Source organism: Psychroflexus lacisalsi (assembly GCF_020164495.1).
GTDB lineage: Bacteria > Bacteroidota > Bacteroidia > Flavobacteriales > Flavobacteriaceae > Psychroflexus > Psychroflexus lacisalsi.
On record NZ_JAIQYZ010000004.1, the window covers coordinates 147,275 to 173,595 of the forward strand.

Consider the following 26,321-nt stretch of genomic DNA (forward strand, 5'->3'; position numbering starts at 1 on the left):
CAACTTCCATAAAAAGTTGAATGTTATTAAAATTAACTATTATTTAATTTCGAACTAATTCTACATGATGTCGAGAAACAGGAGTCTATTTTTGTACGAAATATCCTATTATGAACAAAATTACTTCCGTCTTTATATGCTTATTTATTTCATTATCACAACTCATTTTTTCACAAAATGGACCAGGTGGTGTGGATGACGATACTTCCAACAGATTTTGGTTTATTGCTGAGCAACTAAATCAAAGCAATGGCTCAGCAGTTCCTTTATGGTCAAATCTTGGCGGGAATGCTAACGACGCTACTTCGTTCAACAACGATCCAACTTATGTCACAAACTCATTGAATGGCTATGCTGCCATACAATTCGGTATTGGAGCAAATGCTGGATTAACAATTCCTGATAATACAGACTTGAATGACGGAGGACCTTGGTCGGAGCGCTCGTTTTCAATAGTTGTTGAAACTGGAGCTAATGTGACGACAAGACAAATGATTTACGAAGAAGGTGGAGAAGCAAGAGGGCTTAATATGTATATATTTAATGGAAACTTATACTATGGAGCATGGAATTTAAATGAAGATGATGGAGCTGGTGAAGCTTCACCCTGGGGATTTACTTCTTCCCAAACTCCGATAAGCGCAAACACAAGCTACGTTATTTCTTTTATCTACAATGGAAATGATACGTCTACAGGCTCAATTGATTGTTATTTGAATGGAAATCTTGTAGGAACTATCCCTACTATTGGATTTTTATATGCTCATAATCAAGCTGGCATTGGGAATGTAGCCGACAACGACTCTCATGTTGAAACCGGAGTGGTAAATTCTAATCTTCCTTTTGATGGTTCTGTTGCAGAATTCGTTATGTATAACTTCAGTTTAAATACAAGTCAGCGTATTTCGTTAGAAAACTACCTTTCTTCTAAGTATGATATTGGTATTTCTCCAGATGATATTTATGATCAAGATACAGCCTTAAATGGTGAGTATGATTTTAATTTGGTGAGTGTCAACAGGCAAAGTTCAACAGACGAACACGTAATAACCAGTCGAGGTACGGGTTTAATCTCTTTAAACACATCTGCACCACTCACTGATGGCGATTATTTCAGTTTAGGAAGTGATCTTAAAGATCAAACTCTACTAGGACCTGTAGTATGTAATCCTATATCAAGGTTGCAAACTTCTTGGCGAGTAGATAAAGTGGGAAGTGTTACACCTGATATTGATTTTGATCTCTCACCAGCTAATATAAATGTTACTGACGTAAGCGAAATAACAATTTTAATAGACGATAATCCTAGCTTTTCAACACCGATTTCTCTAAATGCTTCAACAGTAAGCCCTACGACTGCTACTTTTTCTGGATTAACTATAAATGATGGGGATTATGTAACGTTTGAAGTATCTGTAAACCGAAGTATTTTAAATACGAGAGCTGGTCTTAATTTACCCCAAGAATTAAGATTTGCTTTTGAAGCTAATACTATTGATCAAGCTGATGGTACTGATGTTGCTACTTGGATCAATGAAGGTGAAAACCTAAACGATGCTAGTACACAAACGAATTCGCCAAGTCTTCTAATGGATGTTGGTAATGGACAAGATTTTGTTCAGTTTTCTAGTGCCAATAATGAGAGCCTAGAGATTCCTAACAATTCAGATATTAATGTTGGTGGCGAACCTTATATAGAACGCACCTATTCTCTAGTTTTTCAAACTGGGACAAATGTTAATCCCAGACAAGTTATTTACGAAGAAGGAGGTACCACTAGAGGTGTAGTCATTTATATCTTAAACGGAGAGCTATATTTTGGAGCTTATAATGAATCTAATGATGGGGCAGGCTCCCCTTGGACATTTAGGTCAGTCATGACAAATGTTACTCCAAACACGACCTATGTTATGACCAATGTATTTAGCGGTAACGATTCATCTACAGGGGTAATACAAACTTACCTTAATGGAAGTTTGGTGGGAACGACAACTGGAGTGGGGTATCTCTATGATCATGGTGCAAACATCAGTATTGGACAGAATGGCGATGGAAATATAAATGAAAGTGGGAATGGTGCTGCTGGAAGTTATTTTAATGGACTATTAGGTGAATTTTTAATTTACGATAATGCTTTAAATACTAATCAAATAGATATTCTCAACAATTTCTTATTAGCAAAATATGGAGTTACTCCAACAGGGAATGATATATATGCATACGACACTAATGGAGGAGGAGATTTTGACTTTAATCTATTAGGGGTAAGACAAACTTCAGCATCTAGACTAGATGAAACAACATACTCAACCGGTATTATTAAATTTAAGAATCCAAGTTCAATGACGCTTGGTGATGCATTGATAGCTGCTAGCGATACAGAAGAGCAAACCACATTGAATACGTCTACTGTAGATTGTTCAAACACTTTAGCGGATGATTTAAGATTAACTGCAACATGGAGAATAAACGTCTCTGGAACCCCTGGAACTATAGATATTGAATTAGATTTTGATAAAATTGATATTGAAGTAAATTCAGCTTCAGAATTGGATTTACTTATTGATGATAATCCAAACTTCACAAGTCCAACTAGGATAAGTGCTTCTGAATTTTGCTCGACTGCTCTTTATCAAAATGTAAACTTCACCAATGGGGAATATTTTACATTTGAGCGAACTGGAATTCAACCTGTCTTATGGGATGGGTCAAATTATAGTAATGGTTCAGGACCTTTAAACGAGCCTACAGTTACAGACCAATATAAGAAATTAGTGATCGACGGAGCTGGAGCTATTTTAAGTGAAGATGCTGCTTGTACATGTCTTAGTGTTACAGCGCCAAGCAGTTTAAATACCAGTGGCTTTAATCTAAATATCACTGGCGATGTAAACAATGCTGGCATTTTAAGTGGCGATGGCGAAGTGGTCTTAAATGGAGCTTCGGCACAGAGTATTTCTGGTGGCGGTTCTTTTGAGAATTTGAGATTAGATAATTCAACAAGTGTAGATTTTACAGACCCAGCAGATTTGTTTGGAGTAGTCTACGTAGATCAAGGCACCTTAAACACGAATGGCAATCTTTCTTTACGATGTAATTTTGGAACACCAGGAAAGACGGCTCAGGTGGGTCCTGTTGGAGGAACAATTGTGGGCGATGTTACTGTAGAACAATGCTATCCCGCTCGACGAGCTTTTAGATTCTTATCTCCATCGGTAACCACGGCAACCGATATTAGAGCAAATTGGCAAGAAGGTGCAGCTAACTATACCGATAATCCAAGTCCAGGCTTTGGCACTCATATCACAGGGGTAGAGCCAGGTTCTGCTAATGCAACTGTAGGCCAAGATGGAAATAATGGGTTTGATTATAGTCCATCGGGGAATGCATCGATGTTTACTTATGATAATGTAGGGAGAAGCTGGAACAGTATCTCTGGCACCAATGTTCCTTTAACTGCTGGTATTGCTTACCGTTTATTGGTAAGAGGCGACCGAGGGATAGATATTGCTAGTAATGCTTCAGTCCCAACCGATACCAGGTTACGCGCTACAGGAGAATTAGCTATAGGGACAAGTACACAGTCGAGCCTTGGCTTAAACAATGTCAATTTCGTTGGTAATCCTTATCAGGCTCAAGTAAATATGATTGACCTTATAGCAGGTTCAACAAATATATCCCCAACACAATATTACGTCTGGGATCCCACTCTTGGCGGTGCACCAACCCCGGGTTCGCCAGGAGGCAGGGGAGCCTATGTTACTGTTGATCTTCCAGCAGGCACCAATTCTACTAGCTCATTAGCCAATGAATTTTTACAACCTATGCAAGCCGCTTTTGTAACCACTACAGGGACAGCTTCTGTAACTTTTGAAGAGTCTTATAAGGCGGTTGGTGAGATCCAAACGGATGTTAAATCTAATAGTGTTCAAGAGTATATCAATATTCAACTGTTCAACGCTAACTCATTTGCTGAAGGAGAGACACCATCGGATGGATTGAGAATTAACTTTGATAAATCCTTTAGTGTTACAACAACAGACGACTCTTCTAAACTTAGTAATCTGGATGAAAACTTAGCTCGATTGGCAGAGAATACTGCTATAGCGATTGAGCGTAGACCACTTCCAGAGGCTACAGAAGAATTGCCTTTGTTTATCAATCAATATAGACGGGAGAGTTATGTGATGAAGTTTGATGTGACCGATAACTTAAATACGCAAATTTTTGTCAAAGACAACTATTTAGATACTCTCTCTGAAATCACATCTTCAGACAACACCTTTAGTTTTACAATAGATTCTTCTATTCCAGAATCAGTGGCTTCAGATCGCTTTAGCTTAGTGTTTGAACCAGTGAGCTTATCGACAGGAGATGAAAATTTAGTAAACCTAAGTTTGTATCCTAACCCAACCAAGGGAAACTTTAGCATAAGTGGAATAGACTTTGCTAAAGATGCTCAAGTGGAGATCTACACTATGATAGGTCAACAAGTGTACACTTCAAAATTAAATGGCCAATCTAGTATAGAGATCAAAGATTTTAATGCTTCAACAGGGGTTTACCTTGTGAAGCTAAAAACCAAACAAGGCACAAAAACATTTAAACTCATAAAAGACTAAAATCATGAAAATAAACAAATCACAGTATCTAGCCCTAGTATTGGTTATAGCCTTTATCCTAATTTCGGCAACCAGTTATGCCCAGTTTGGAGATATTGGCTTTCCAGATGATGTCGATGATGAACCAGCTGCACCCATAAGTGGTCTTATCGCTTTAGGTCTAGCAGTAGGAGGTTGCTTAGGAATAAGACAGACGAGAAAACAAGACTAGCGAATAAATTAATGATAATAGTACAAAAGAGAAAAACCATCTGAGGAATCAGATGGTTTTTGGGTTAATTATCTTTATTCTTTTTTCGGTCTCTTACTATTTTAGCGTACATCACCACAATGTAAATCATGATAAGAACGATGCCTAGATAAACCCAATTCTCTTGGATGAATTCTGAAAATTCAAAAGCTCTATAGGATTCATTATTATGGGGTTTGGGAAGTTCACTTTGCATAAATTACGATTTTATTCAAAATTATAAACCTTTTATAAAACTACCGAAGGAATCACCAAAATTTAACTGAGTGTCGACCTGGTTTCTGTCTAGTTTTTTATGAACAGATAAGCCCCAAAGGATAAATTCCATCCAAAAGTACTTTTCACCTTTATCATAATTGGAGACATATTCATTTAGCATTTCTTCTAAAGGCTTGATTTTATTGAGAGCTGATTCATATTCTGCATTAGAGTCATCTTCAAAAAACTGAACATCGTCATTCTTCATAAACCAATTCATAACTTTATCATACGATTGGTCCTCATCTTGTTTTTCTAGTTTTTTGATTTCAGGAAAATACTTAGGATATAGATTTAAAATTGCAGCTTCTATAAGTTGTTGAGCAACAAATTCAGCGCCTTCTTCTTCTCCTTCGTAAACCAATTCAACCTTACCAGTGATAGCCGGTATAATACCATTAAAATCACTTAATCTGAGGCACGTTTTATGATCTCCATTTACAAGAGCTCTCCGTTCTGCAGTACTCATTAAGTTTTCGAAAGCAGTAATACTTAGTCTTGCACTCACACCACTTTTAGAATCTACATAATGACTTTGTCTTGCTTCAATAGAAATTTGTTCTAGTAAGGTTCTTGCTAAATCTGGAACAATAATATTTTCTTTTTTGAAGTCAGACAGTTGAGCTTCCTGTTTGGTGATTTGCTTAGCAATCTCAATATCTTTAGGATAGTGTGTCAAAATTTGAGAGCCTATTCTATCTTTTAAAGGAGTAACAATGCTTCCTCGGTTGGTATAATCTTCTGGATTTGCGGTAAAGACAAATTGAAGATCCAATGCTAATCTTAAGTTGAAACCTCTTATTTGAACATCTCCTTCTTGAAGAATATTGAATAGAGCGACTTGAATTCTAGCTTGTAAATCTGGTAGCTCGTTGATAACGAAAATGCAACGATTGGCTCTAGGGATCATTCCATAATGAATTACTCTTTGGTCGGCATAGCTCAACTTTAAGTTAGCCGCTTTTATAGGATCGATGTCTCCAATCAAGTCCGCAACAGTCACATCTGGAGTAGCTAGTTTTTCTGCAAAACGCTCACTCCTGTGCAACCAAGAAATAGGTGTATCATCTCCTTTTTCTTCAATAAGTTCTCTGGCATATAAGGAAATAGGGTGGAAAGGATCATCGTTGATTTCAGACCCTTCGACTACTGGGATGTATTCATCCAGTAGATTTAAGAGTTGCCTTGCTATCCTTGTTTTGGCTTGGCCTCTTAAGCCCAGTAAATTGATATTATGCTTGGATAAAATAGCCTGTTCTAGCTGGGGAATGACGGTGTGTTCATAACCAAAAATACCCTCAAATGAAGATTTATCCTTTTTTAAATTATGAATGAGATTATCCCTCAACTCATCTTTTATAGATCTTGATATATAAGAATTGGATTTTAAATCACCAAGTGTCTTTAGTGCAGTCAATTGCATATTATATTTTTTTTCGTTTGTTATTTTCGTAATCTTCAAAAATCATCTCTCCTAAGCCCTTTAGCCCAGAGAAGTATGCTCTACCTTGGTTGGACTTGGTAAATTCCCTTACAAATTTTTGCAAATAGGGATCAGAAGCAATCATAAAGGTGGTAATAGGTATCCTCAATTTTCTGGCTTGTGCAGCCATGTTGTAGCACTTTTTAGTGATGACATCATCTAGACTCGCACTATTTTTATAGTAGCTCCCATCTGAAAGTTTTAAGCAACTTGGTTTACCATCGGTGATCATAAAGATTTGCTTATTTGCATTTCTCTTTCTGCTTAAAATTTTCATGGCTAGTTGAAGTCCAGCCACAGTATTGGTATGATAAGGACCCACCTGTAAATAAGGTAAGTCTCCAATTTTTACAGGCCATGCATCGTTTCCAAAGACAATGATGTCTAAAGTATCTTTAGCATATTTTGTAGTAATCATTTCTGCCAAAGCCATTGCCACTTTCTTGGCCGGCGTTATTCTATCTTCACCATACAAGATCATACTATGACTAATGTCTATCATGAGCACGGTGCTCATCTGTGTTTGGTGATGAGTATCGTTGACCACCAAATCATTTTCAGACATTTTAAACTCATCGATGCCGTGATTAACCTGAGCATTTTTGAAGCTTTCGGTCATGGAGACTTGATCAAAACCGTCTCCAAACTGAAAATCTCTTAAATCGCCTGTTTTTTCGGTGCCAAGTCCAGTATGTTTGGTTTTATGTTTACCTGAGCCACTTCTTTTCAGTTTACCAAAAATTTGTTCCAAAGCGTGTTTTCTAATCGCCTGCTCTGTTTTATTGGTAATCTTGACCCCAGAATTCCCGTCAGGTTTTATCTCTTCACGGATGTATCCTTTGCTTTTAAGGTCCTCGATAAAATCATCAATAGTGTAATCTTCATTAGTGATTTCGTAAGCTTTATCGAGTTCTCTTAACCAGTCTATAGCTTCATCAAAATCTCCTGAAGTATGCGTTATTAATTCCATGAAAATATCCAGAAGCTTATCGAATAAACTTGTGGTCTCTTCATAAGTTTTAAAGACTATTCCTTTTCTATAATTTGCCATACCTTAAAAGTAGTAGAAATAAGAGGAGGTAAGGAATAAGTTTGTGTTAAACTGTTTTTAAAACTAAACTAGTTTTTTCTACGTTTTATCGAGGTACTTATTTCGGAATTTAATCACTAGAGCTAAGCTTCTAATGAGCATCCAAACAAAGAAGGCAATCCAAATCGCGTAGAGCTTGAGTCCCAGATAATCAAAAATTAACAGAGTTGGCCAAAACCCGAGGAATGTCGCGACGAGTAGGACGTTTCTGAGGTATTTCGCCTCTCCTAGACCTTTAAAAATCCCATCAAACATAAATGCAATGGAGTTGATAGGTTGCATCAACAATACAAGCCAGAAAACGGAAGAAAATAGCAGTAAGACTTGTTCATCTTTATTGAAGATAAGACCTATTTCATCATAAAATAGCGCACAGATTCCCATTAATATTAGTGCTATGATCACTGCATATTTACTGATGTCCTTGCTCAAGTCCCAGAGTTTAGTATAGGCTTTTGCCCCTAGAAGTTTACCTCCAATGGCATTTCCGGCATTGGCATAACCATCAATAAAGAACGAGAAAAACAACCAAATGTTCATCAAAATACTCTGTGCAGCAATATAATTTTTACCATAATCTGTAGCATAAGAGTTTGCTAGGTAAATGGCGATATTGAGTGCAAGCGTTCTCAAAAATAAATTGGAGGCCATTGAGATAAGAGGCTTCAAATTTGGGTTGAGATTCAAGCTAAGTTTAAGGTGAAATGGAGTCTTTTTAATAAAAAAATACAGAGCCATAGCTAGCATTACCCCTTGTGCAATGATACTTGCAATCGCCGCCCCTTCAAGATGCATGGCAGGTATAAATCCTTCAATTCCATACACCAAAAGAAAATCCAGACCTATATTCACAGCACCACCAACGAGGCTGCATTTCATTGCCCACAATGTATTTTGCAACCCTCGGAAAACTCCAAATATGGCAAAAGTGACGAGTGTAAAGGGGTAGCCTAAAGCTCTTATCCTGTAGTAACTTTTTGTATAGTCAAGAATCAATCCTTCAGCATTGTAGGCGCTGAAAATCAATTCAGCAAAAAATGCGGTGATGAAATAAATAAGTAAACTCAGTAAAAAGTTCAGTAATATGGTTTGAGGGACCAGGGTTTTGACAGCATGTAACCTGTTTGAGCCTAAATGTTGTGAGACTAAAGCTGAAATGGCAGTTTTCGTTTGAGCTAGAATCCAAATGATTGCCGATAGAAAGGAACCAACGATGCCTGCTGCGGCCAAAGCTTCAACAGCATTCTCCTCAACATTGCCAATTATAGCAATATCACTTAATGATATGAGTGGTTCTGCAATTCCAGCTATGATTGCAGGAATTGCAATAGTATTTATCTCTTTAAAAGATACTTTGGGAGTTTTTATTTGAGTATTAGAGGACATCCATGATACTTTCCAATTTCATTCCTCTTGACCCTTTAACTAATATTGGTGAAGAAATTCTAGAGATGTCTTCTTCAATGTATTTTTGAAGGTCACTTGTCGTTTTAAAACCAATCACATTCTCAAATTCTGAAGATACCTTATGAAATCGTTCACCACAGACCAGAATATTTTCAAACCCCAGATACTGGCAAGTGTCTAATATATGAAAGTGCTCTTTGACCGAATCTTCACCAATTTCAAACATATCGCCCAATATCACAGTCTTATGATCTCCTTTCATTTGTTTAAAACTTTCCAAAACAGCTTTCATGCTTGTAGGATTTGCGTTATAAGCATCGAGTAAGATATGTTTGCCGTTTTTTTCGATGATTTGAGACCTCATTTCTTCCGGCACAAAGTTTTCAATTGCCTGCTTTATGTTTTCCTTATCAACACCAAAGTATCGTCCAATACCAATTGATGCAGATACATTCTTAAAATTATAACTTCCTACCAATTTGGTTTCTATAATTAAATTGGAATATTCAACTGTCACAAATGGTTGCGTTTCCATTAGAACAACCTGACAATCGGAAAGAGATTTTTCGCCAATGCTATAGTTTTTATGTTGTATTGCTTTTTCTACTTGAATTTCGTCATCTCTATTAAAGAAAATGAGTCCATCGTTTTCAATTAGGTAATCGTACAATTCAGATTTCCCTTTTATCACACCCTCTATGCCCCCAAAACCTTCCAAATGGGCTTTGCCAAAATTGGTTATATAACCGTAATTAGGTTCTGCAATATTACATAAGGATTCAATTTCTTTTTGGTGGTTTGCACCCATTTCTACAATACCAAAATCCAATTCGGCCGTAAAGGATAACAAGGTGAGAGGAACACCAATATGATTATTAAGATTTCCTTCAGTAGCTTTTACTTTAAATTCTTTTGATAGGACTTCTAAAACTAGCTTTTTGGTAGTGGTTTTCCCGTTACTTCCGGTAATCGCCAGTATTGGTATATCGATTTGTTTTCTATGGAAATTTGCCAATTCTTGTAGAGTCAGCAAAACATCTTCAACGATGACTTTGGAATCATCTTTCTGATTTTTATCATCAACTACTGCAAGTAGTGCTCCTCTTTCTAATGCTTGATCGGCGTATTCATTTCCATCGAAGTTTTCACCTTTTAAAGCAAAATAAATTGAATTTTTCTTAAGTTTTCTAGTGTCAGTACAAATCCCGCTGCTTTCTAGAAATTTTGAATACAGATCTGATATATTTTTCATGATTGGGTATAAAAAAAGCTCTAATACAAAATTAGAGCTTTTTTAAAAGAGTTAGTCGGTTATAATTTAATTTCTTGTTCTTCTGCCCTTGTTGGATTTTGAGCCAACCTTTGACATTGCATTTCTAAAACCAATATCATCTGTTGCCATATCCTGTGGAAAATATCTCCTTTGAGCCGGATCCATCCAATATGCCCTATCTCTCCAGGATCCACCCTTATATACTCTCACGTTATCATCGATAAGCGTTGTTCTATCAGATGAACCATCATAACGTCTGTTTATTTCACCATCCTTAAGTGTTACCTTATTGTTTGGAGAATTATACATCTCTTTGACATCTTCATCAGATGAACGCTTCTCATAGTCTCTAGAAGAGGACTTGTCTCCATCTCTGAAATTGACATTATCACTTTTTGAAAATTGAGTTCTCAAGTAAGTTTCCTGATCTCCGATTTTTACCTGAGCAATTTCGCCTGGTGTATTTCTTGCCACAATTCTACCATTGCTTAAGGTGTCATAAATAACCTCATCTGCAGTAAGCACTTTTACTTTACCATCTTCAGTAATCGCATTTTTAGTATAGACATTACCTCTAAAGTAGTTGAAGTCATTGTATTCATTATCAACTCTTGGTCTGTAAACATCTGCTACCCATTCTGAAACGTTTCCTGCCATGTCATATAAACCATAATCATTCGGTTCATATGATTTTACTTCAGCAGTAATATCTGCTCCGTCATCACTCCAGCCAGCTATACCACCATAATCACCCTGACCTTGCTTGAAGTTAGCGCGTTGATCGCCAATAGTTTTTCTGTCACCAGATCTTGTATATTGTCCATCCCAAGGGTATTTTTTTCTACCTCTGTAAGAATTATAATCCCTTAGAGAGCTTTGACCTAATGCAGCATATTCCCATTCAGCTTCAGTAGGAAGTCTATAAGCAGGAAGTAATTCTCCGTCCTTTCTCTGTACGTAAACGTTTGTGCTGTCTGGATTATTTCTTAATTTTCTATCAGTTTCTCTTCCACCTCTAGTGATTGAATCATTCCCTCCGTAGACTTGACTTGGTGCGTTAAGATATGTTTCTGTACTAAAAATATTATCAGCACTGCTATTTTTATAGGCATCTCTCGATGTGTACCCTTTATCTGATAGACGTTTTTCGTTAACACGGTCTGTTCTCCATTGGCTAAATTCAGTAGCTTGTATCCAATTCACTCCAACTACAGGATAATTGTGAAAAGCAGGATGTCTCAAATAGTTATTTACCATGTTTTCATTAAATCCTAACGGATTTCTCCAAACCAAAGTGTCTGGCAATGCTCCAGTATAAATGTTTTTATAACGTTCTTCAATTGGGGGGAATACTTGCTTTAACCAATCCAAATATTCTAAATACATTACATTGGTCACTTCTGTTTCGTCTATGTAGAAAGATTGGATGTGCTGTTGAGTTGGTGTATTATTCCAATCGTGCATAGGATCATCTTGAACTCTACCCATTGTGAATGTTCCACCTTCCACAAAAAGCAATCCTGGACCAGGTTCCTGACCTTCGTAGTCAGTTTTGTAGCTTACGCCTCCATCTCTACCGCTTAAATCCCAACCGGTAGCTCTTGAGTTACTTTTGTAGTCCCTCGAGTTATTACAGCTTGTCATAGCAATAGCTAAGGATGCAAGCATACATGATTTAACGAAGTTTTTCATAATCATAATTTCGATTTTAATCCAAAATTTGTTCGCAATATAATGATTAACGCTGTATTAACAAGAATATTTTCAATTCCGAAAATTTATTTTCCTGACTTGATTTAATTCTATATTTAATATACTATCATTGTTTAGTCAACGTTATAGTTTGTATTCAATTGTATTTAAATGAGAATTCTATTATTACTAATATTTATATTCATTTACGTAATTAGTCCTGCACAGGTTGGTAAAGTTAATATAAATTGGGGTAATGACAATAATATTGCTAAAAAAAACACTAGTGAAATTGATTTCAATCAACTGGATATATCTTATTTTAATTATTATCCAAATGAGGCTTTTTTAGAATATACATATTTTATTGATGCCAACTCCAACTCCTTAAGTCTCACAAATATAATTACAGAAGCTGTTTCTGAAGATATTCAAGAGGACATCAAGAATATCCCAAATCAAGTAGAGTATTCTTTTTCCAGGGTTGCAGGAACTCAAGGTCAAAAAGCTCTACTTCGACTCAATCCTTTTTTTTTCAACAATAATAGAATAGAAAAGATTATTTCCTTTGATGTAGTCTCCGATCAAAATTCTCAAGCCTCTTTTAAACCAAGCTCTAATTCTAATAAAAATACTACTGCAATAACCAATTCAATTTTTGCATCGGGTGAAATCAAAAAATTCTATGTTGAAGAAACCGGAATTCATCGCCTGGATTTTGCATTCTTGAGAACTCTGGGTATTAATGCGTCATCCATCCCAACAAGTAATTTGAAAATATTTGGTCATGGCGGCGGGATGCTTCCTCTGGTAAATCAAGACAATCAATATTATGATCCGCCCGAGTTATCCATTCAGGTTTTTGATGGGGGTGATGGCACTTTTGACTCAGGAGATTACGCATTGTTTTACGCGACCAATACAGAGGGCTGGAGTGAAGAAAATGAAACCAATTTAAACCTCTATACAGACAGGTCTTACTATTATTTGTCCGTGGATTCTGGGGGAGGCAAAAGAATGCTTGTATTGAACCAACCTGCGGGTAATCCCTCAACTACTATAAATGAGTTTGATGATTATCAATTCTTTGAGGTTGATGAAACCAGTTTGTCTTTGGTCGGCAGACGTTGGTTTGGTGATCGATTCGATATTGAGACCGAAAGAACCTATGAATTCAGTTTTCCAAATTTAGTTCAAAATCAACCAGTTCAATTAGATGTCAGAGTTGGAGCAATTTCACCTCTTAGAAGTTCTTTTGACATTTCTGTAAATGGTAATTTAGTCAACAATATTCTTATTCTTGAAACAGCCGCAAATTTGCCTTCAAGAGGAAATAGTCGTCAATTTCAGGTTCCTTTAAATTCAGATGAGATCGCTGTGACAATGACCTACAACAAAAATGGAAATCCTGGAGCAACTGGTTTTCTTGACTTTGTTTCAGTTGAGGCTAGGCGAGAATTGATAGCGAATGAAGAGCAATTTCAGTTTAAAAATAATGACGTAGCGACTTTATCTGGAATTGGTGAATATGTTATTCAAAATGCATCGGAAATAACTCAAATCTGGGAAATTACAGATCCTATCAATCCAGCTTTTGTGTCAAACCAAGATCAAACATCTGTTTTTTCTTTCAAAAGCACGTTAGGTTCTGAAAGAGAATTTCAGGCAATCACTTCTTCATTTCTACAACCCCAAGTTGAATTAGGCAACACTTCAGTGACCAATCAAAATATCAAGGGAACTATTTTGAGAAACAGACAAGGTCAATTTCAGGATTTAGACTATTTGATTATTACTCAATCTAGTTTTCTTTCGGCGGCAAATCGACTGGCTCAATATAGAAGAGATAATGATGGACTCGTTGTAAAAACCTTAGCTGTTGAAGATATATACGAGGAGTTTAATTCTGGAAAACAAGATATTGGCGCTATAAGAAACTTGGTTAAATATATATATGACAATGCTGAAGAAAGCAGGATTGAATTTCTGGGCATTATCGGCGATGCTTCTGTAGATTATAAAAACAGATTGCAAGGGAATACCAATATTGTCCCGACATTCCAAAGTTTAGGAAGTTTTTCTACAACTGTCTCCTCTTTTATGTCGGATGATTTTTACACAATGATGGATCCAGATGAAGGGGATATCAGCAGGGGAGGACTTATGGATCTAGCTGTTGGAAGAATATTGGCTGATTCTCCGCAGCGAGCAAATGAAATGGTAGACAAAATCATATCCTCAGAACAGAAAGAATCGTATGCGCAATGGAGGAATAATTTTGTACTAATCTCAGATGATGCCAACACGGCCAGTGATTTTAGAAATCAGGAAAGACTAGATGAATTAGGAGATGAGATTTCGGAGCAGAAACCGACTGTCAACGTCAAGAAAATCCATTCAGATGCTTTTCAGCAGATTACAAGTGCTGGAGGTGATCGTTATCCTGACGTGAATAATGCTATTTCGGATGCCATAGAATTAGGGGCTTCAGTTGTTAATTATTTTGGACATGGAGGTGAAGATGGACTTGCACAGGAACGAATTGTCACTCAAACCAATGTTCAAAGTTGGAGAAATCCAGATAGATATACCTGTTTTGTGACGGTTACCTGTGAATTCACAAAATTTGATAATCCTTTGAGAATGACAGGTGGGGAGCTTACCTTTTGGAATGAAAATGGTGGAGCGTCTTCATTGGTCACAACTACAAGAGCTATAACGGTGACTGCTGGCGTTAACTTTAACCAGGCATTCGCTCCCTTTCTTTTTGATTTTGTAAATAATGATGAGACCATTGCTCAATCTGTAGCAAGAGCTAAACAAGAACTTTCTGGAAATGGAAAACGGATTGTCTTTTTTATAGGAGACCCCGTCATGAGGTTACCATTACCAAAATCAAGAATTGAATTAACAACCATAAATGAAACCCCGATCAGTCAATTTTCAGACACCTTACAGGCGCTTGGTAAATATAAATTTGAAGGACAAATTGTGGATAGTAATAACCAAAGTCTTCAAGATTTCAACGGAAATCTATCAGTCACGATTTTTGATAAAATAATAGATAGGAAAACACTTGGGAATGATGGTACCAGGATAAATGGGGGAGTAGCGATTTTAGACTTTACTACTTTAGGAGAAAATTTATTTAAAGGTCAGGCAAGTGTAGAAAATGGAAAATTTGATTTTGAATTTGTTCTACCTAAAGATACTCGTCTTCCTGTGGATTTTGGGAGGGTGAGTTTCTATTCGTCGAGCCTCTCAGGCTTCGAAGAATATAGTGGTTTTAACACATCAATACTTGTTGGTGGTCTAAATGAAGATGCGCCCGAAGATAATGAAGGCCCGCTCATAAATCTATACATGAATGATGAGAATTTTGTGAGCGGTGGGATCACAGACAACCAGCCTTATATTTTAGCTTTACTCGAAGACGAAAACGGAATCAATACTGCTGGAGGTATAGGTCATGATATTATAGCAATACTGGACGGTGATGAGGCTAATCCGATTATTTTAAATGAATACTACGAAGCCAACAAAGATGATTTTAGAAGAGGTGAAGTATTTTACAGACTTAGAGATCTCGAAGAAGGTGAACATACATTAAGCATTAAAGCATGGGATGTTTATAATAATTCGCAAACACAGGATATCAGTTTTATTGTTGCCGGTGATGATGAACTCAAAATAACCAGAGTTCTTAATTATCCCAACCCGTTCATTGATTACACCGAGTTTTGGTTTAATCATAACCGTCCTTTTGAACCTTTGGAAGTTATGATTCAGGTGTTTACGGTCTCCGGTAAATTGGTTTGGACCAAAAATCAAATTGCCAACACAAATGGGTTTTTATTTAGAGAAATGAGTTGGGATGGAAGGGATGATTTTGGAAATAAAATTGGAAAAGGTGTTTATGTATACAAGCTTACTGTAAAATCTACGTTAACTAACCAAAAAGCCGAGAAATATGAAAAGCTCGTCATTTTATAAATTACATATATTTGCTAATTCAAATTTGAATATGAAACCATACCTATTAATTCTTCTACTTAGTTTACTGTGTTCTAAAAATTCGTTCTCTCAGGACAATCGTCGTGTTATTACCACAGGTATCCCTTTCTTATTGATAGCTGCAGACGCAAGATCTTCAGGTTTGGGAGATCAGGGCGTAGCTACGAGAGTAGATGCCTTTTCTCAACAATGGAATCCGGCTAAGTATGCTTTTTCTAAAACTAAATCTGGAATAGGTTTATCATATACTCCTTATTTAAGAGAACTTGTAAACGATATTAATATAGGTAACCTTGCTTATTTCAACAGAATTGATGAACGAAGTGCTTTTGCTGCTAGCATCCGTTATTTTGCACTTGGTGAAGTAGAGCTTAGATCAACAGCTCAGCAGGTGCCAAGAATTGCCAGTCCAAATGAATTTGCTATCGATTTGAGTTATTCCCTGCGTTTAAGCGAGGTATTTTCAATGGCTGTCACAGGACGGTATATTAATTCTAACCTGAGAATTCCTACCGGTATTGCAGATGCTTCCGCAGCAAGTAGTTTTGGTGCAGATATTTCTATGTTTTACAGAAGTGAAGAGAAATTTTATAAAGATTTTAATGGTCGCTGGAGAGGTGGATTATCTATAAGCAACATAGGGCCTAAAATAAAATATGATGACGTAGGGCAGGAAAACTTCTTGCCTACCAACTTTAGAGCCGGAGCAGGTTTTGACTTTATTTTAGATGCTTCCAACACCATAGGTGTGCATTTAGAAGTCAATAAATTATTAGTTCCAACACCACCAGCATTTGATACAGATGGTAGTGGAAACTTAACTCCAGAGGGACAGCAGGCGTTTTTAGACTATACAAGAGAAAATGAATTTGGTGCGATTTTCTCCTCTTGGGGAGATGCTCCAGATGGTATTTCTGAAGAACTCAAAGAGATTACCTGGGCTCTTGGTGCAGAATACTGGTTCGAGGACAGCTTTGCATTGAGGTTAGGGTACTTTAATGAGTCTCAGGATAAAGGATTTAGGAAGTTTGTCACTATGGGAGCAGGGTTTAAATATTCCACCATAAATATTGATGCTTCCTATTTGTTTTCAACTTCAACGGTTCAAAATCCTTTAGAAGGAACTTTGAGGTTTGGCGTAACCTTTAATATTGGTGATAAAGCTTATATTGAATATTAACTCTATATTTGTGATAAATCTCAAAGAAAGTATCAATTTTATTGATGCTTTTTTTGGCTCTAAGAAAATCAGTTCATGATACAAAAGCAGATAAACACTACAATAGAAATTTATGATTCTGTAACAGAGCTTCCAGATGACATTCAAAAATTAATGAAAAGGGCCGTGGATGCCAGAGAGTCTGCTTACGCTCCTTATTCAAAATTTATGGTAGGGGCCGCGATTATTTTAGATAATGGAGAAGTTGTGAAAGGAAGTAATCAAGAGAATGCATCATATCCCTCTGGCTTGTGTGCAGAACGTACCGCTATTTATGCAGCGGGAGCAAATTATCCAAACCAGAAAATTAAGGCTATGGCAATAACCGCAACATCAGTAAAACATGATGTGCTGGAGCCAATAGCTCCATGTGGCGCATGTCGACAAGCGATAGCAGAATATGAGCAAAAACAAGATGAACCTATTGAGATTTACTTCACAGGTACAAAAGGTAAAGTTATTCATGTCAAGGCTTTACTGGATATTTTACCATTGGCTTTCGATAATAAATTTCTTTAGAGTTAATACTCACTAAAGTATTTTCAATTCCTACATAAAGTATTACTTTTGTAATTCTATTTTTATAAAGAAGAGCAATAAAATTAAGCTGTACATGAAAAAAATAACGAAAAAAACCTATTTGAAGTGGTATGAAGATATGCTGTTTTGGAGAAAGTTTGAGGATAAGTTGGCTCAAGTATATATTCAACAAAAAGTAAGGGGTTTCCTTCATTTGTATAATGGACAAGAGGCGATTTTAGCAGGAGCTTTGCATGTGATGGATTTGGAAAAAGATAAGATGATTACTGCTTATAGAAATCACGTACAGCCTATAGGAATGGGTGTAGACCCTAAGCGAGTAATGGCTGAACTTTACGGAAAAAAGACGGGGACGTCCCAAGGTCTAGGTGGTTCGATGCATATTTTTTCAAAAGAACATAGGTTTTTTGGAGGCCATGGTATTGTTGGGGGACAGATTCCTCTAGGTGCAGGTTTAGCATTTGCAGATAAATATTTCAATAACAACGCGGTGACCTTATGTTTTTTAGGTGATGGTGCTGCAAGACAAGGTTCACTCCATGAAACTTTAAACATGGCAGTAAATTGGAACTTACCAGTTGTGTTCTGTGTGGAAAATAATGGGTATGCCATGGGGACTTCTGTAAAAAGAACCTCCAGTCACGAAGACATTTGGAGACTTGGCCTTGGTTATGAAATGCCTTGTGGTCCTGTTGATGCTATGAATCCTACCAAAGTTGCGGAGGCATTAGACGAAGCTATTACTAGAGCAAGAGCAGGTAAGGGCCCTACGTTTTTAGATCTTAAAACTTACAGATATAGAGGACACTCTATGAGTGACGCGCAAAAATATAGAACCAAAGATGAGGTTGAAGAATATCAAAAAATAGATCCAATTTCTCAGGTTAAGAAAATATTGCTAGATAAAAAATACGCTACAGAAGACGATATCAAGAAAATTGATAAGAGCATTAAAGAAAAAGTCGCCGAGTGCGAAAAGTTTGCTGATGAGTCAGATTTTCCAGATAAAAACGTCATGTATGACGTTGTGTATGAACAAGAAGATTATCCTTTCATTCCCCACAAATTATAAATAGATGGCTGAAGTAGTAAATATGCCAAGATTGAGCGATACCATGGAAGAAGGTGTCGTTGCAAAATGGTTAAAGCAAAAAGGAGACAAGGTAGAAGAAGGTGATATTTTAGCTGAAATTGAGACTGATAAAGCTACCATGGAATTTGAATCATTCCACGATGGTGTTTTATTACACATAGGTGTAGAAGAAGGTGAAGGTGCTCCTGTAGATACACTTCTAGCTATTATTGGTGAAGAAGGTGAGGATATTGAAGATTTAATCAAAGGAGCTAAAGATAATAATACTTCTAAAGAAAGTGAAGATGAGAAGTCTGAATCTAAAGATGATAAAAAGTCTAAGGAAGAGGATGGAAAAGTCGAAGGCGAGTCTGATGGAGAAAAATCTGATGAAGACGCAGAAAGTGGAGATGGAATTCCTGATGATGTTGAGGTAGTTACTATGCCGCGTTTGAGCGATACTATGGAAGAAGGAACCGTAGCGACTTGGTTAAAATCTGTTGGTGATGATGTAGAGGAAGGTGAAATTCTAGCTGAAATCGAAACTGATAAAGCGACAATGGAATTTGAGTCTTTCTATTCTGGAAAGTTGCTTTACATAGGTATCGACGAAGGCGATTCTGCTCCAGTAGATGATGTATTAGCAATTATTGGACCTGAAGGAACAGATGTAGATAAAGTATTAGCATCTTTAAAGTCAGGAGGTAAGTCTTCTTCAAAAGATTCAGAGAAAAAATCAAAAGAGAAATCTTCAAAAGACGATAAGTCTGAAGAAACTAAATCTCAAGACTCTGCAAATGAATCAAGCACTCAAGACCTTTCTGGCGATGAAGATGCAGATAATACTGACGCAGATGGAAGAATACTAGCCTCTCCATTGGCTAAGAAAATTGCTGAAGATAAAGGCATAGATTTAAGAAAAGTAAGTGGATCTGGAGATAATGGTCGCATCGTCAAAAAAGACGTTGAAGATTACAAGCCATCTGAAAAACCTGCTGAAGAGAAAACTGCTGAAACTAAAAAAGAGCAGCCTAAGAAGGAAGAGGCAGCTCCTCAGCCTGTAGCAGAAATTTATACGCCGGCTGGTGAAGAATCATTTGAAGATGTTAAGAACTCTCAAATGAGAAAAACTATCGCTAAGCGTTTACTGGAATCCAAAAATTCTGCTCCTCACTACTACCTCAATATTGAAGTAGATATGGAGAATGCAATGGCATCAAGATCTCACATCAATGAAATGCCAGACGTAAAGGTTTCTTTTAACGATCTAGTGATCAAAGCCTCTGCAATGGCACTAAGAAAGCATCCGCAAGTCAATTCATCTTGGGATGGTGATGCAACTAAAATTGCAAAACATATCCATGTAGGCGTAGCTGTTGCAGTGGATGAAGGTCTGTTGGTTCCAGTTCTGGAGTTTGCAGATCAGCAAAGCTTAACTCAAATAGGTAGTAATGTAAAGAATTTGGCTGGCAAAGCTAAAAACAAAAAACTACAGCCTAACGAAATGGAAGGAAGCACATTTACAGTATCTAATCTTGGAATGTTCGGAATTACTGAATTCACAAGTATCATCAATCAACCAAATTCCGCAATACTTTCTGTAGGAACTATAGTTGAAAAGCCTGTGGTCAAAAACGGTGAAATTGTTGTAGGTCATACAATGACACTTACTTTAGCTTGTGATCATAGAACTGTAGATGGAGCAACTGGAGCTAAGTTTTTACAGACCTTGAAAACTTATTTGGAAAATCCAGTGACTATGCTTGCATAAACTCACTTACAATAAATAAATCAACTGCCTTTTTAGACTATTAAGATGTCTGTAAAGGCAGTTTTTTATATATTCACTTTATGAAAAAAATTATTTTAACCCTTTGTATAGGTTCACTTTTAGCCCTCTCCTGTAAGAATTCACCTCAAGGAGAAAAAAAAGAAATATCCAACACATCAGAAAAGACACAATTTGATTATTCTGCAACCTCTGCTTTAAAATATTTATCTTCAGATGAATTAAGTGGACGCGATACTGGTTCAGAAGGAATTGAAAAAGCTGCACTTTACATTGAAAATGCATTCAAAAATTTTAATGTCAATCCTTATTTTGAAACCTATAGAGATTCTTTTGACCTTAAAGGTGTTGATGGTTATAATGTGGTAGGAGTTATTAAATCAAAAGAACAATCTGACCTGAAACCACTTGTTATTGGTGCTCACTTCGATCACATAGGACATATCGAAGCGATAGACCAAGATAGCATAGCGAATGGAGCCAATGATAATGCTTCTGGGACAGTTGCTGTTTTGGAACTGGCCAAATTTTTAGCAGATAAGGAATTAAAGAGAGATGTCATATTTGCTCTGTTTTCTGCTGAGGAAAAAGGTTTAGTAGGATCAAAACATTTGGCGAACAAAATGAAAGATATGGAGGTTGAGCCTTACGTAGTATTTAATATTGAGATGCTTGGTGTTCAAATGGAAGGTAAAGATTACCGCGCTTACATTACAGGTTATGAAATGTCAAACCTTGCTGAGGTCTTTAATGAATTTTATAATAGTGAAGAGCAATTTTTAGGATTTTTACCTGAAGCTGCTCAGTATGGACTTTTTAAAAGAAGTGATAATTATCCATTTTTTGAGGTCTTTGGCGTGCCTTCTCATACCATTTGTACATTCGATTTCACAAACTATGAATACTACCATCATGTCAACGATGAATTTGAGGAACTAGATGTCGAAGCTTACCTTAACTTAATTGATGACTTAAAGCCTGGTGTTTTACAACTTATTAATTCAACTGAAACTACAGTAAATCTTAACTAATGTCAAAAACTATTGTTATCACTGGTACAAGTCGAGGTATCGGATTTGAGCTGGTAAAACTTTTTGCGTCTGAAGGACATACAGTTTTCGCATTGTCAAGAAATGACAAGCCAGTGAAGAGTTTAAACTTAGATAATGTATATACTTTTTCCTGTGACTTAAATAATTCTTCTGATGTTGCTGAGGTCACTGAAAATATTAAATCGAAAGTAAAATCTGTTGATGTTCTTATCAACAACGCTGGTCAATTTTTGAAGCAAGAATTTAAGGACACAAACATGCAGGATGTAAAGAGCGTTTATGAAACTAATGTATTTGCGGTCTTTGATTTGACACACAAGCTGATGCCATTGATGAAGGAATCAACACATGTAGTTACCATCAGTAGCATGGGTGGAGTGCAGGGCAGCATGAAATTTCCAGGTTTAGCAGCTTATAGTTCAAGTAAAGCAGCTGTAATTACATTAACTGAATTACTTGCTGAAGAATATAAAGAAAATGGACCTTCTTTTAATGTTTTGGCACTCGGCGCCGTACAAACCGAAATGCTTGAAGAAGCTTTTCCAGGTTTGGAAGCACCCAATTCAGCTTTGGAAATGGCTCAATATATCAAGGATTTTTCTGTCAACGGGCAGAAATTTTATAATGGTAAGCTATTGCAGGTCTCCAGTTCAACTCCATAAATCTTAATGAAAGACACTCTTCATAAATATTTGCCCGAGCGTGCGGTTATTCCTATCATGGGAATGATCAAAGCTTATCAAGTTCAACTGAAGATTGTAAACCAAAGACAAAGCAAACATGGAGATTATAGGTTGAAACCAGATGGTTTCCATCAAATAACGGTTAATTCTAATTTAAATAAATATAGATTTTTATTGACAACTGTTCATGAAGTGGCGCACTTATTGGCTTTTAAGACATACGGGTTTTCAATTCTTCCTCATGGTGCAGAATGGAAACATACTTTTCAAAAACTGATGTTGCCTTTCTTGAATCCAGAAATATTTCCGAACGATTTGCTGCCAGAGCTGGCCAGACATTTTAAAAATCCAACGGCAAGCAGTGATACGGATGCAATATTATCGGTCGCTTTAAAGCATTACGATGGACCTAATGAGAAAAACTTTATATTTGAAATTCCCTTTGGTAGTATTTTTCAGATCCCAAATGGTAGAAAATTCAAGAAAGGGAGACGAATTCGTAAAAGGTACGAGTGTCAGGAAGTAAGTTCTGGAAAAATCTACGTTTTTCAACCTAATGCAGAGGTTGATCTTTTAAAATAAATGATATGAACAAGAAGGATAATTATGCTGTGATTATGGCAGGGGGAGTTGGCTCAAGGTTTTGGCCTGTCAGTAAAACTTCCTATCCTAAGCAGTTTCATGATATGCTGGGGACAGGGAAATCTCTGCTTCAGCAAACCTTTCTAAGACTCAGTAAAATAGTTCCTTCTACTCAAATTCTGATTTTAACAAATTCAGAATACGTTGATTTAGTCAATAAACAATTACCCGAAATTGATATGGATCAAGTCATCGCTGAACCTGCTATGCGAAACACAGCTCCTTGTATTTTGCTTTCGGCATTAAAAATTTATAAGGAAAATCCTAAGGCCAGAATGATTGTCGCCCCAAGCGATCACTGGATTGAAGATGAAGAGGCCTTTACAAAAGATGTGAACCAAGCATTTGAAGCCTGTTCCAGCGAAGATTTGTTAATGACTCTGGGAGTCAAACCTACATTCCCAAATACAGGTTATGGTTACATCAAATTTAAAAATGAAGATTCTGCGAACGTGAAAATGGTTGAAACTTTTACAGAAAAACCAGACTATCCCACGGCAAAATCTTTTCTAAAATCAGGTAATTATTTATGGAATGCTGGAATTTTTATCTGGAAATCCTCCTACATCATAGACCAATACCAGGCTTATTTACCAGAGATGTTTTCAATCTTTGAAAAATCTTTGTTTAAATTAAACACTAAGGCTGAACATTCATTCCTAGAAGAATATTATTCAGGCTTTGAAAACATATCTATCGATTATGGTATATTGGAAAAGGCTACAAATGTGGGTGTCATCGAGGCTTCCTTTGATTGGAGTGATCTTGGAACCTGGGGCTCTTTGCATAATCAACTTCCCAAAGACGAAAATGAAAATGTAAGTATCAATGCTCAATCAATTTTTATAGAGACCACGAACACTATTTTAAGGACTTCGAAAGATAAAGTTACAGTTGTTAAAGGGCTGGATAATTATATAATAGTAGAAAATGAAGATTCACTTGTAATACTTCCAAAACAAGATGAACAAGAAATAAAAACAATACGTAACTTGGTGATGGATAAATTTGGTAAACATTACGGCTAACAGATGACTGAAAATACTACCAATCCTTCTGACAATGATTCAAACTCTGAATCCTCAAAACAGGTAAAAACAAGCCTTAAGCATTCTTTTTCAAATATAAAAGAATTTCTTTACGAGCTTTTGGATATCACACACGATACCGATAGAGAAGCTACAACGGAAGCTATCATAAAGGATATCCCTTTCAAAGGTCACAATGCTTGGATTTTAATCTTTTCAATAATTGTGGCTTCCGTTGGGCTCAATGTAAGTAGTACAGCAGTTGTTATAGGCGCCATGCTTATATCACCACTTATGGGACCGATAGTCGGGCTTGGCTTTTCTGTAGCCATCAATGATGTGGATGCTTTGAGAAGATCATTGATCAACCTTGGTGTAATGGTTGGACTTAGTTTGGTGACTGCATTTCTATATTTTCAATTGTCTCCACTCACTCAGCTTACACCAGAACTCGAAGCAAGGACTTATCCGACCATACTTGATGTTTTAGTCGCTATTTTTGGTGGCTTAGCGCTCATTATTGCTAAAGCCAAAAAAGGAACAATTATCACTGTAATTTCTGGTGTAGCTATCGCTACAGCTTTAATGCCTCCATTGTGTACTGCTGGCTACGGCTTAGCTGTTTGGGATATGAGCATTTTTGGTGGAGCCATGTATTTGTTCACCATCAATACCATATTTATAGCTTTATCCACTTTTGTGGTTTCCAAGTTTTTGAGATTTCCATTAGTGAAATATGCAAATTCTTTGAGACGAAGAAGGATTGCTCAAATCGCTTCTTCCATTGCTATAATTGTAATGATCCCAAGTGTATATTTGTTTTATAATTTACTGAAGGAGTCTTACTTTATTAATGATGCTAATAGGTTTGTGCAGGAAGAGTTAATGAATTATAAACAATCTTTTCTTCAAAAGAATTCTACTGTAATTACTTATGATTCCGGTCTTTCTCCGACAATTGATGTTTCTTTTTTAGGTAAAGAAATACCAAAAGAAGTGATCACGCTTTGGAAGGATAAGATGAACAACTATGAATACTTGGAAGATACTGAGCTAAGGGTTCTTCAGAATGAAAATTCTGAAAATTTCAATCAATTGCAGTTTATGTCTGAGCTGAAAAAGCGGGATTCTCTTGAGCTTGCTGAGTCTAAAGCTGAAATTGAAAATTTACAATACGAGTTGAGATCCATGCAGAAAAATAATAGAATCGTAAGGTTTGATCGTTTAGCTCAAGAGATTCAGTTGAATTACGAAAAAGTGGCTGAAGTGAGTTTTGCTGATGTCATAAAATCCAACTTTGAAAACCTGGACACGATACCAACATTTAGTATAAAGTGGAAGCCTGAAATAAATTCAGAAGAAAAGCAAAAGAAACTTAAACAACTTGAAGATTGGTTATCCTACAAGCTTAATTTAGATGATATAAGTGTCCTGTCTATAAATTAAAGACCTCTTCTTTGTGTAATTCTTACTTTTTGAAATAGATTGGAGGCGTATACAAAGTCTGTAAGTTTTTTATTATCCGTCTTGTATATATTATCTTTATTGCCTTCCCATGCTTTTATACCATTCTCAAGATAAATTATATTTTCACCAATTTCGAATACAGAGTTCATATCGTGAGTATTGATAACAGTTGTGATGTCATATTCATGAGTGATTTCCTGGATAAGGTTATCAATAACAGAAGCTGTTCTGGGATCCAGCCCAGAATTTGGTTCATCGCAAAAAAGAAAATTGGGTCTATTGACAATTGCTCTGGCAATCGATACTCTTTTCTGCATACCTCCACTTATTTCGGAAGGAAGTTTATCATGAATATCTCCGAGATTTACCCTGTCTAGAACTTCGTCCACACGTTTTTCTCTGTCCTTCCTGCTCATTTTTGTCAGCATTTTTAGAGGGAAAACTACGTTTTCTCCAACTGTCATAGAGTCAAACAAAGCTCCACCTTGGAAGACCATACCCATTTGAGTGCTAATTTCTCTTTTTTCTTCCTTGCTAAAACTTTTATAAGCTTTGCCGTTGTACTCTATAACTCCAGAATTTGGCTTAATTAGCCCTAGTAAGCATTTTAAAAACACAGTCTTTCCAGAACCAGACTGACCGATTATTAAATTGGTTTTTCCTTTTTCAAATTCAGCATTCACCCCTTTTAATACGTCTAGGTCTCCAAAGGATTTGCATAAATCTTTAACTTTAATCAT

The 26,321-nt window shown here is 36.5% G+C and carries 19 protein-coding genes; 12 read left to right on the top strand and 7 right to left on the bottom strand.

What is annotated here, in order from left to right:
- The first annotated feature begins 110 nt into the window (after positions 1 to 110).
- Entirely contained in the window at positions 111 to 4,622 is a 4,512-nt protein-coding gene (locus tag LB449_RS11525) for a T9SS type A sorting domain-containing protein (protein ID WP_224455247.1), read from the top strand.
- A gap of 4 nt (positions 4,623 to 4,626) precedes the next feature.
- Positions 4,627 to 4,833 carry a hypothetical protein gene (locus LB449_RS11530; RefSeq protein WP_224455248.1) on the top strand — a complete coding sequence of 69 codons (207 nt, stop codon included), beginning with the start codon at positions 4,627 to 4,629 and terminating at the stop codon, positions 4,831 to 4,833.
- A gap of 64 nt (positions 4,834 to 4,897) precedes the next feature.
- Here LB449_RS11530 and LB449_RS11535 read toward each other — a convergent pair whose 3' ends face one another.
- The 6 genes from LB449_RS11535 to gldJ form a co-directional block, all read right to left on the bottom strand.
- The gene (locus LB449_RS11535; RefSeq protein ID WP_224455249.1) at positions 4,898 to 5,068 is read right to left on the bottom strand and encodes a hypothetical protein; all 171 of its coding nucleotides are present in this window, start codon (positions 5,066 to 5,068) and stop codon (positions 4,898 to 4,900) included.
- 21 nt (positions 5,069 to 5,089) lie between these two features.
- The gene (locus tag LB449_RS11540) at positions 5,090 to 6,553 is read right to left on the bottom strand and encodes a magnesium chelatase (RefSeq protein ID WP_224455250.1); all 1,464 of its coding nucleotides are present in this window, start codon (positions 6,551 to 6,553) and stop codon (positions 5,090 to 5,092) included.
- Between the two features lies 1 nt (position 6,554).
- The gene (locus LB449_RS11545) at positions 6,555 to 7,664 is read right to left on the bottom strand and encodes a vWA domain-containing protein (protein WP_224455251.1); all 1,110 of its coding nucleotides are present in this window, start codon (positions 7,662 to 7,664) and stop codon (positions 6,555 to 6,557) included.
- 78 nt (positions 7,665 to 7,742) lie between these two features.
- Complete coding sequence (locus tag LB449_RS11550) at positions 7,743 to 9,089, bottom strand: MATE family efflux transporter (protein ID WP_224455252.1); 1,347 nt, start codon at positions 9,087 to 9,089, stop codon at positions 7,743 to 7,745.
- A complete protein-coding gene (locus tag LB449_RS11555; RefSeq protein ID WP_224455253.1) occupies positions 9,079 to 10,362 on the bottom strand; it encodes a UDP-N-acetylmuramoyl-tripeptide--D-alanyl-D-alanine ligase in 1,284 nt (427 codons plus the stop codon). The genes LB449_RS11550 and LB449_RS11555 overlap by 11 nt, the downstream gene beginning before the upstream one ends.
- Before the next feature lie 66 nt (positions 10,363 to 10,428).
- Entirely contained in the window at positions 10,429 to 12,081 is a 1,653-nt protein-coding gene (gldJ, locus tag LB449_RS11560) for a gliding motility lipoprotein GldJ (RefSeq protein ID WP_394372316.1), read from the bottom strand.
- A gap of 165 nt (positions 12,082 to 12,246) precedes the next feature.
- Here gldJ and porU point away from each other — a divergent pair, with 165 nt between their 5' ends.
- The 10 genes from porU (at position 12,247) to LB449_RS11610 (ending at position 25,560) form a co-directional block, all read left to right on the top strand.
- Positions 12,247 to 16,068 carry a type IX secretion system sortase PorU gene (gene porU / locus LB449_RS11565; RefSeq protein WP_224455255.1) on the top strand — a complete coding sequence of 1,274 codons (3,822 nt, stop codon included), beginning with the start codon at positions 12,247 to 12,249 and terminating at the stop codon, positions 16,066 to 16,068.
- Between the two features lie 31 nt (positions 16,069 to 16,099).
- Positions 16,100 to 17,269, top strand: coding sequence for a type IX secretion system outer membrane channel protein PorV (gene porV / locus LB449_RS11570; RefSeq protein WP_224455256.1), 1,170 nt, complete (start codon positions 16,100 to 16,102; stop codon positions 17,267 to 17,269).
- A 75-nt stretch (positions 17,270 to 17,344) separates the two neighbouring features.
- Positions 17,345 to 17,827 carry a cytidine deaminase gene (gene cdd, locus LB449_RS11575; protein ID WP_224455257.1) on the top strand — a complete coding sequence of 161 codons (483 nt, stop codon included), beginning with the start codon at positions 17,345 to 17,347 and terminating at the stop codon, positions 17,825 to 17,827.
- Positions 17,828 to 17,921: 94 nt separating this feature from the next.
- Positions 17,922 to 18,920: a pyruvate dehydrogenase (acetyl-transferring) E1 component subunit alpha gene (pdhA, locus tag LB449_RS11580; RefSeq protein ID WP_224455258.1), complete on the top strand. Its 999-nt coding sequence runs from the start codon at positions 17,922 to 17,924 to the stop codon at positions 18,918 to 18,920.
- A 4-nt stretch (positions 18,921 to 18,924) separates the two neighbouring features.
- Positions 18,925 to 20,691 (top strand): pyruvate dehydrogenase complex dihydrolipoamide acetyltransferase, encoded by a 1,767-nt coding sequence (locus LB449_RS11585; protein ID WP_224455259.1) that lies wholly within the window; start codon positions 18,925 to 18,927, stop codon positions 20,689 to 20,691.
- Positions 20,692 to 20,771: 80 nt separating this feature from the next.
- Positions 20,772 to 21,740, top strand: coding sequence for a M28 family metallopeptidase (locus LB449_RS11590; protein ID WP_224455260.1), 969 nt, complete (start codon positions 20,772 to 20,774; stop codon positions 21,738 to 21,740).
- The gene (locus tag LB449_RS11595; RefSeq protein WP_224455261.1) at positions 21,740 to 22,423 is read left to right on the top strand and encodes an SDR family NAD(P)-dependent oxidoreductase; all 684 of its coding nucleotides are present in this window, start codon (positions 21,740 to 21,742) and stop codon (positions 22,421 to 22,423) included. Before LB449_RS11590 ends, LB449_RS11595 begins: the two co-directional genes overlap by 1 nt.
- Positions 22,424 to 22,429: 6 nt before the next feature.
- Entirely contained in the window at positions 22,430 to 23,026 is a 597-nt protein-coding gene (locus LB449_RS11600) for a SprT-like domain-containing protein (protein ID WP_224455262.1), read from the top strand.
- Positions 23,027 to 23,031: 5 nt separating this feature from the next.
- Positions 23,032 to 24,114, top strand: a complete 1,083-nt coding sequence (locus tag LB449_RS11605) for a mannose-1-phosphate guanylyltransferase (protein WP_224455263.1) — start codon at positions 23,032 to 23,034, stop codon at positions 24,112 to 24,114.
- Between the two features lie 3 nt (positions 24,115 to 24,117).
- Positions 24,118 to 25,560 (top strand): DUF389 domain-containing protein, encoded by a 1,443-nt coding sequence (locus tag LB449_RS11610; RefSeq protein ID WP_224455264.1) that lies wholly within the window; start codon positions 24,118 to 24,120, stop codon positions 25,558 to 25,560.
- Here LB449_RS11610 and LB449_RS11615 read toward each other — a convergent pair.
- The gene (locus tag LB449_RS11615) at positions 25,557 to 26,321 is read right to left on the bottom strand and encodes an ABC transporter ATP-binding protein (RefSeq protein WP_224455265.1); all 765 of its coding nucleotides are present in this window, start codon (positions 26,319 to 26,321) and stop codon (positions 25,557 to 25,559) included. The two genes, LB449_RS11610 and LB449_RS11615, sit on opposite strands and share 4 nt — an antisense overlap.

What these genes read in the sequence shown, in the direction of transcription:
- LB449_RS11525 (WP_224455247.1), top strand. Translation starts at nt 111, where the DNA reads ATGAACAAAATTACTTCCGTCTTTATATGCTTATTTATTTCATTATCA.
- LB449_RS11530 (WP_224455248.1), top strand. Translation starts at nt 4,627, where the DNA reads ATGAAAATAAACAAATCACAGTATCTAGCCCTAGTATTGGTTATAGCC.
- LB449_RS11535 (WP_224455249.1), bottom strand. Translation starts at nt 5,068, where the DNA reads ATGCAAAGTGAACTTCCCAAACCCCATAATAATGAATCCTATAGAGCT.
- LB449_RS11540 (WP_224455250.1), bottom strand. Translation starts at nt 6,553, where the DNA reads ATGCAATTGACTGCACTAAAGACACTTGGTGATTTAAAATCCAATTCT.
- LB449_RS11545 (WP_224455251.1), bottom strand. Translation starts at nt 7,664, where the DNA reads ATGGCAAATTATAGAAAAGGAATAGTCTTTAAAACTTATGAAGAGACC.
- LB449_RS11550 (WP_224455252.1), bottom strand. Translation starts at nt 9,089, where the DNA reads ATGTCCTCTAATACTCAAATAAAAACTCCCAAAGTATCTTTTAAAGAG.
- LB449_RS11555 (WP_224455253.1), bottom strand. Translation starts at nt 10,362, where the DNA reads ATGAAAAATATATCAGATCTGTATTCAAAATTTCTAGAAAGCAGCGGG.
- gldJ (WP_394372316.1), bottom strand. Translation starts at nt 12,081, where the DNA reads ATGATTATGAAAAACTTCGTTAAATCATGTATGCTTGCATCCTTAGCT.
- porU (WP_224455255.1), top strand. Translation starts at nt 12,247, where the DNA reads ATGAGAATTCTATTATTACTAATATTTATATTCATTTACGTAATTAGT.
- porV (WP_224455256.1), top strand. Translation starts at nt 16,100, where the DNA reads ATGAAACCATACCTATTAATTCTTCTACTTAGTTTACTGTGTTCTAAA.
- cdd (WP_224455257.1), top strand. Translation starts at nt 17,345, where the DNA reads ATGATACAAAAGCAGATAAACACTACAATAGAAATTTATGATTCTGTA.
- pdhA (WP_224455258.1), top strand. Translation starts at nt 17,922, where the DNA reads ATGAAAAAAATAACGAAAAAAACCTATTTGAAGTGGTATGAAGATATG.
- LB449_RS11585 (WP_224455259.1), top strand. Translation starts at nt 18,925, where the DNA reads ATGGCTGAAGTAGTAAATATGCCAAGATTGAGCGATACCATGGAAGAA.
- LB449_RS11590 (WP_224455260.1), top strand. Translation starts at nt 20,772, where the DNA reads ATGAAAAAAATTATTTTAACCCTTTGTATAGGTTCACTTTTAGCCCTC.
- LB449_RS11595 (WP_224455261.1), top strand. Translation starts at nt 21,740, where the DNA reads ATGTCAAAAACTATTGTTATCACTGGTACAAGTCGAGGTATCGGATTT.
- LB449_RS11600 (WP_224455262.1), top strand. Translation starts at nt 22,430, where the DNA reads ATGAAAGACACTCTTCATAAATATTTGCCCGAGCGTGCGGTTATTCCT.
- LB449_RS11605 (WP_224455263.1), top strand. Translation starts at nt 23,032, where the DNA reads ATGAACAAGAAGGATAATTATGCTGTGATTATGGCAGGGGGAGTTGGC.
- LB449_RS11610 (WP_224455264.1), top strand. Translation starts at nt 24,118, where the DNA reads ATGACTGAAAATACTACCAATCCTTCTGACAATGATTCAAACTCTGAA.
- LB449_RS11615 (WP_224455265.1), bottom strand. Translation starts at nt 26,321, where the DNA reads ATGATTAAAGTTAAAGATTTATGCAAATCCTTTGGAGACCTAGACGTA.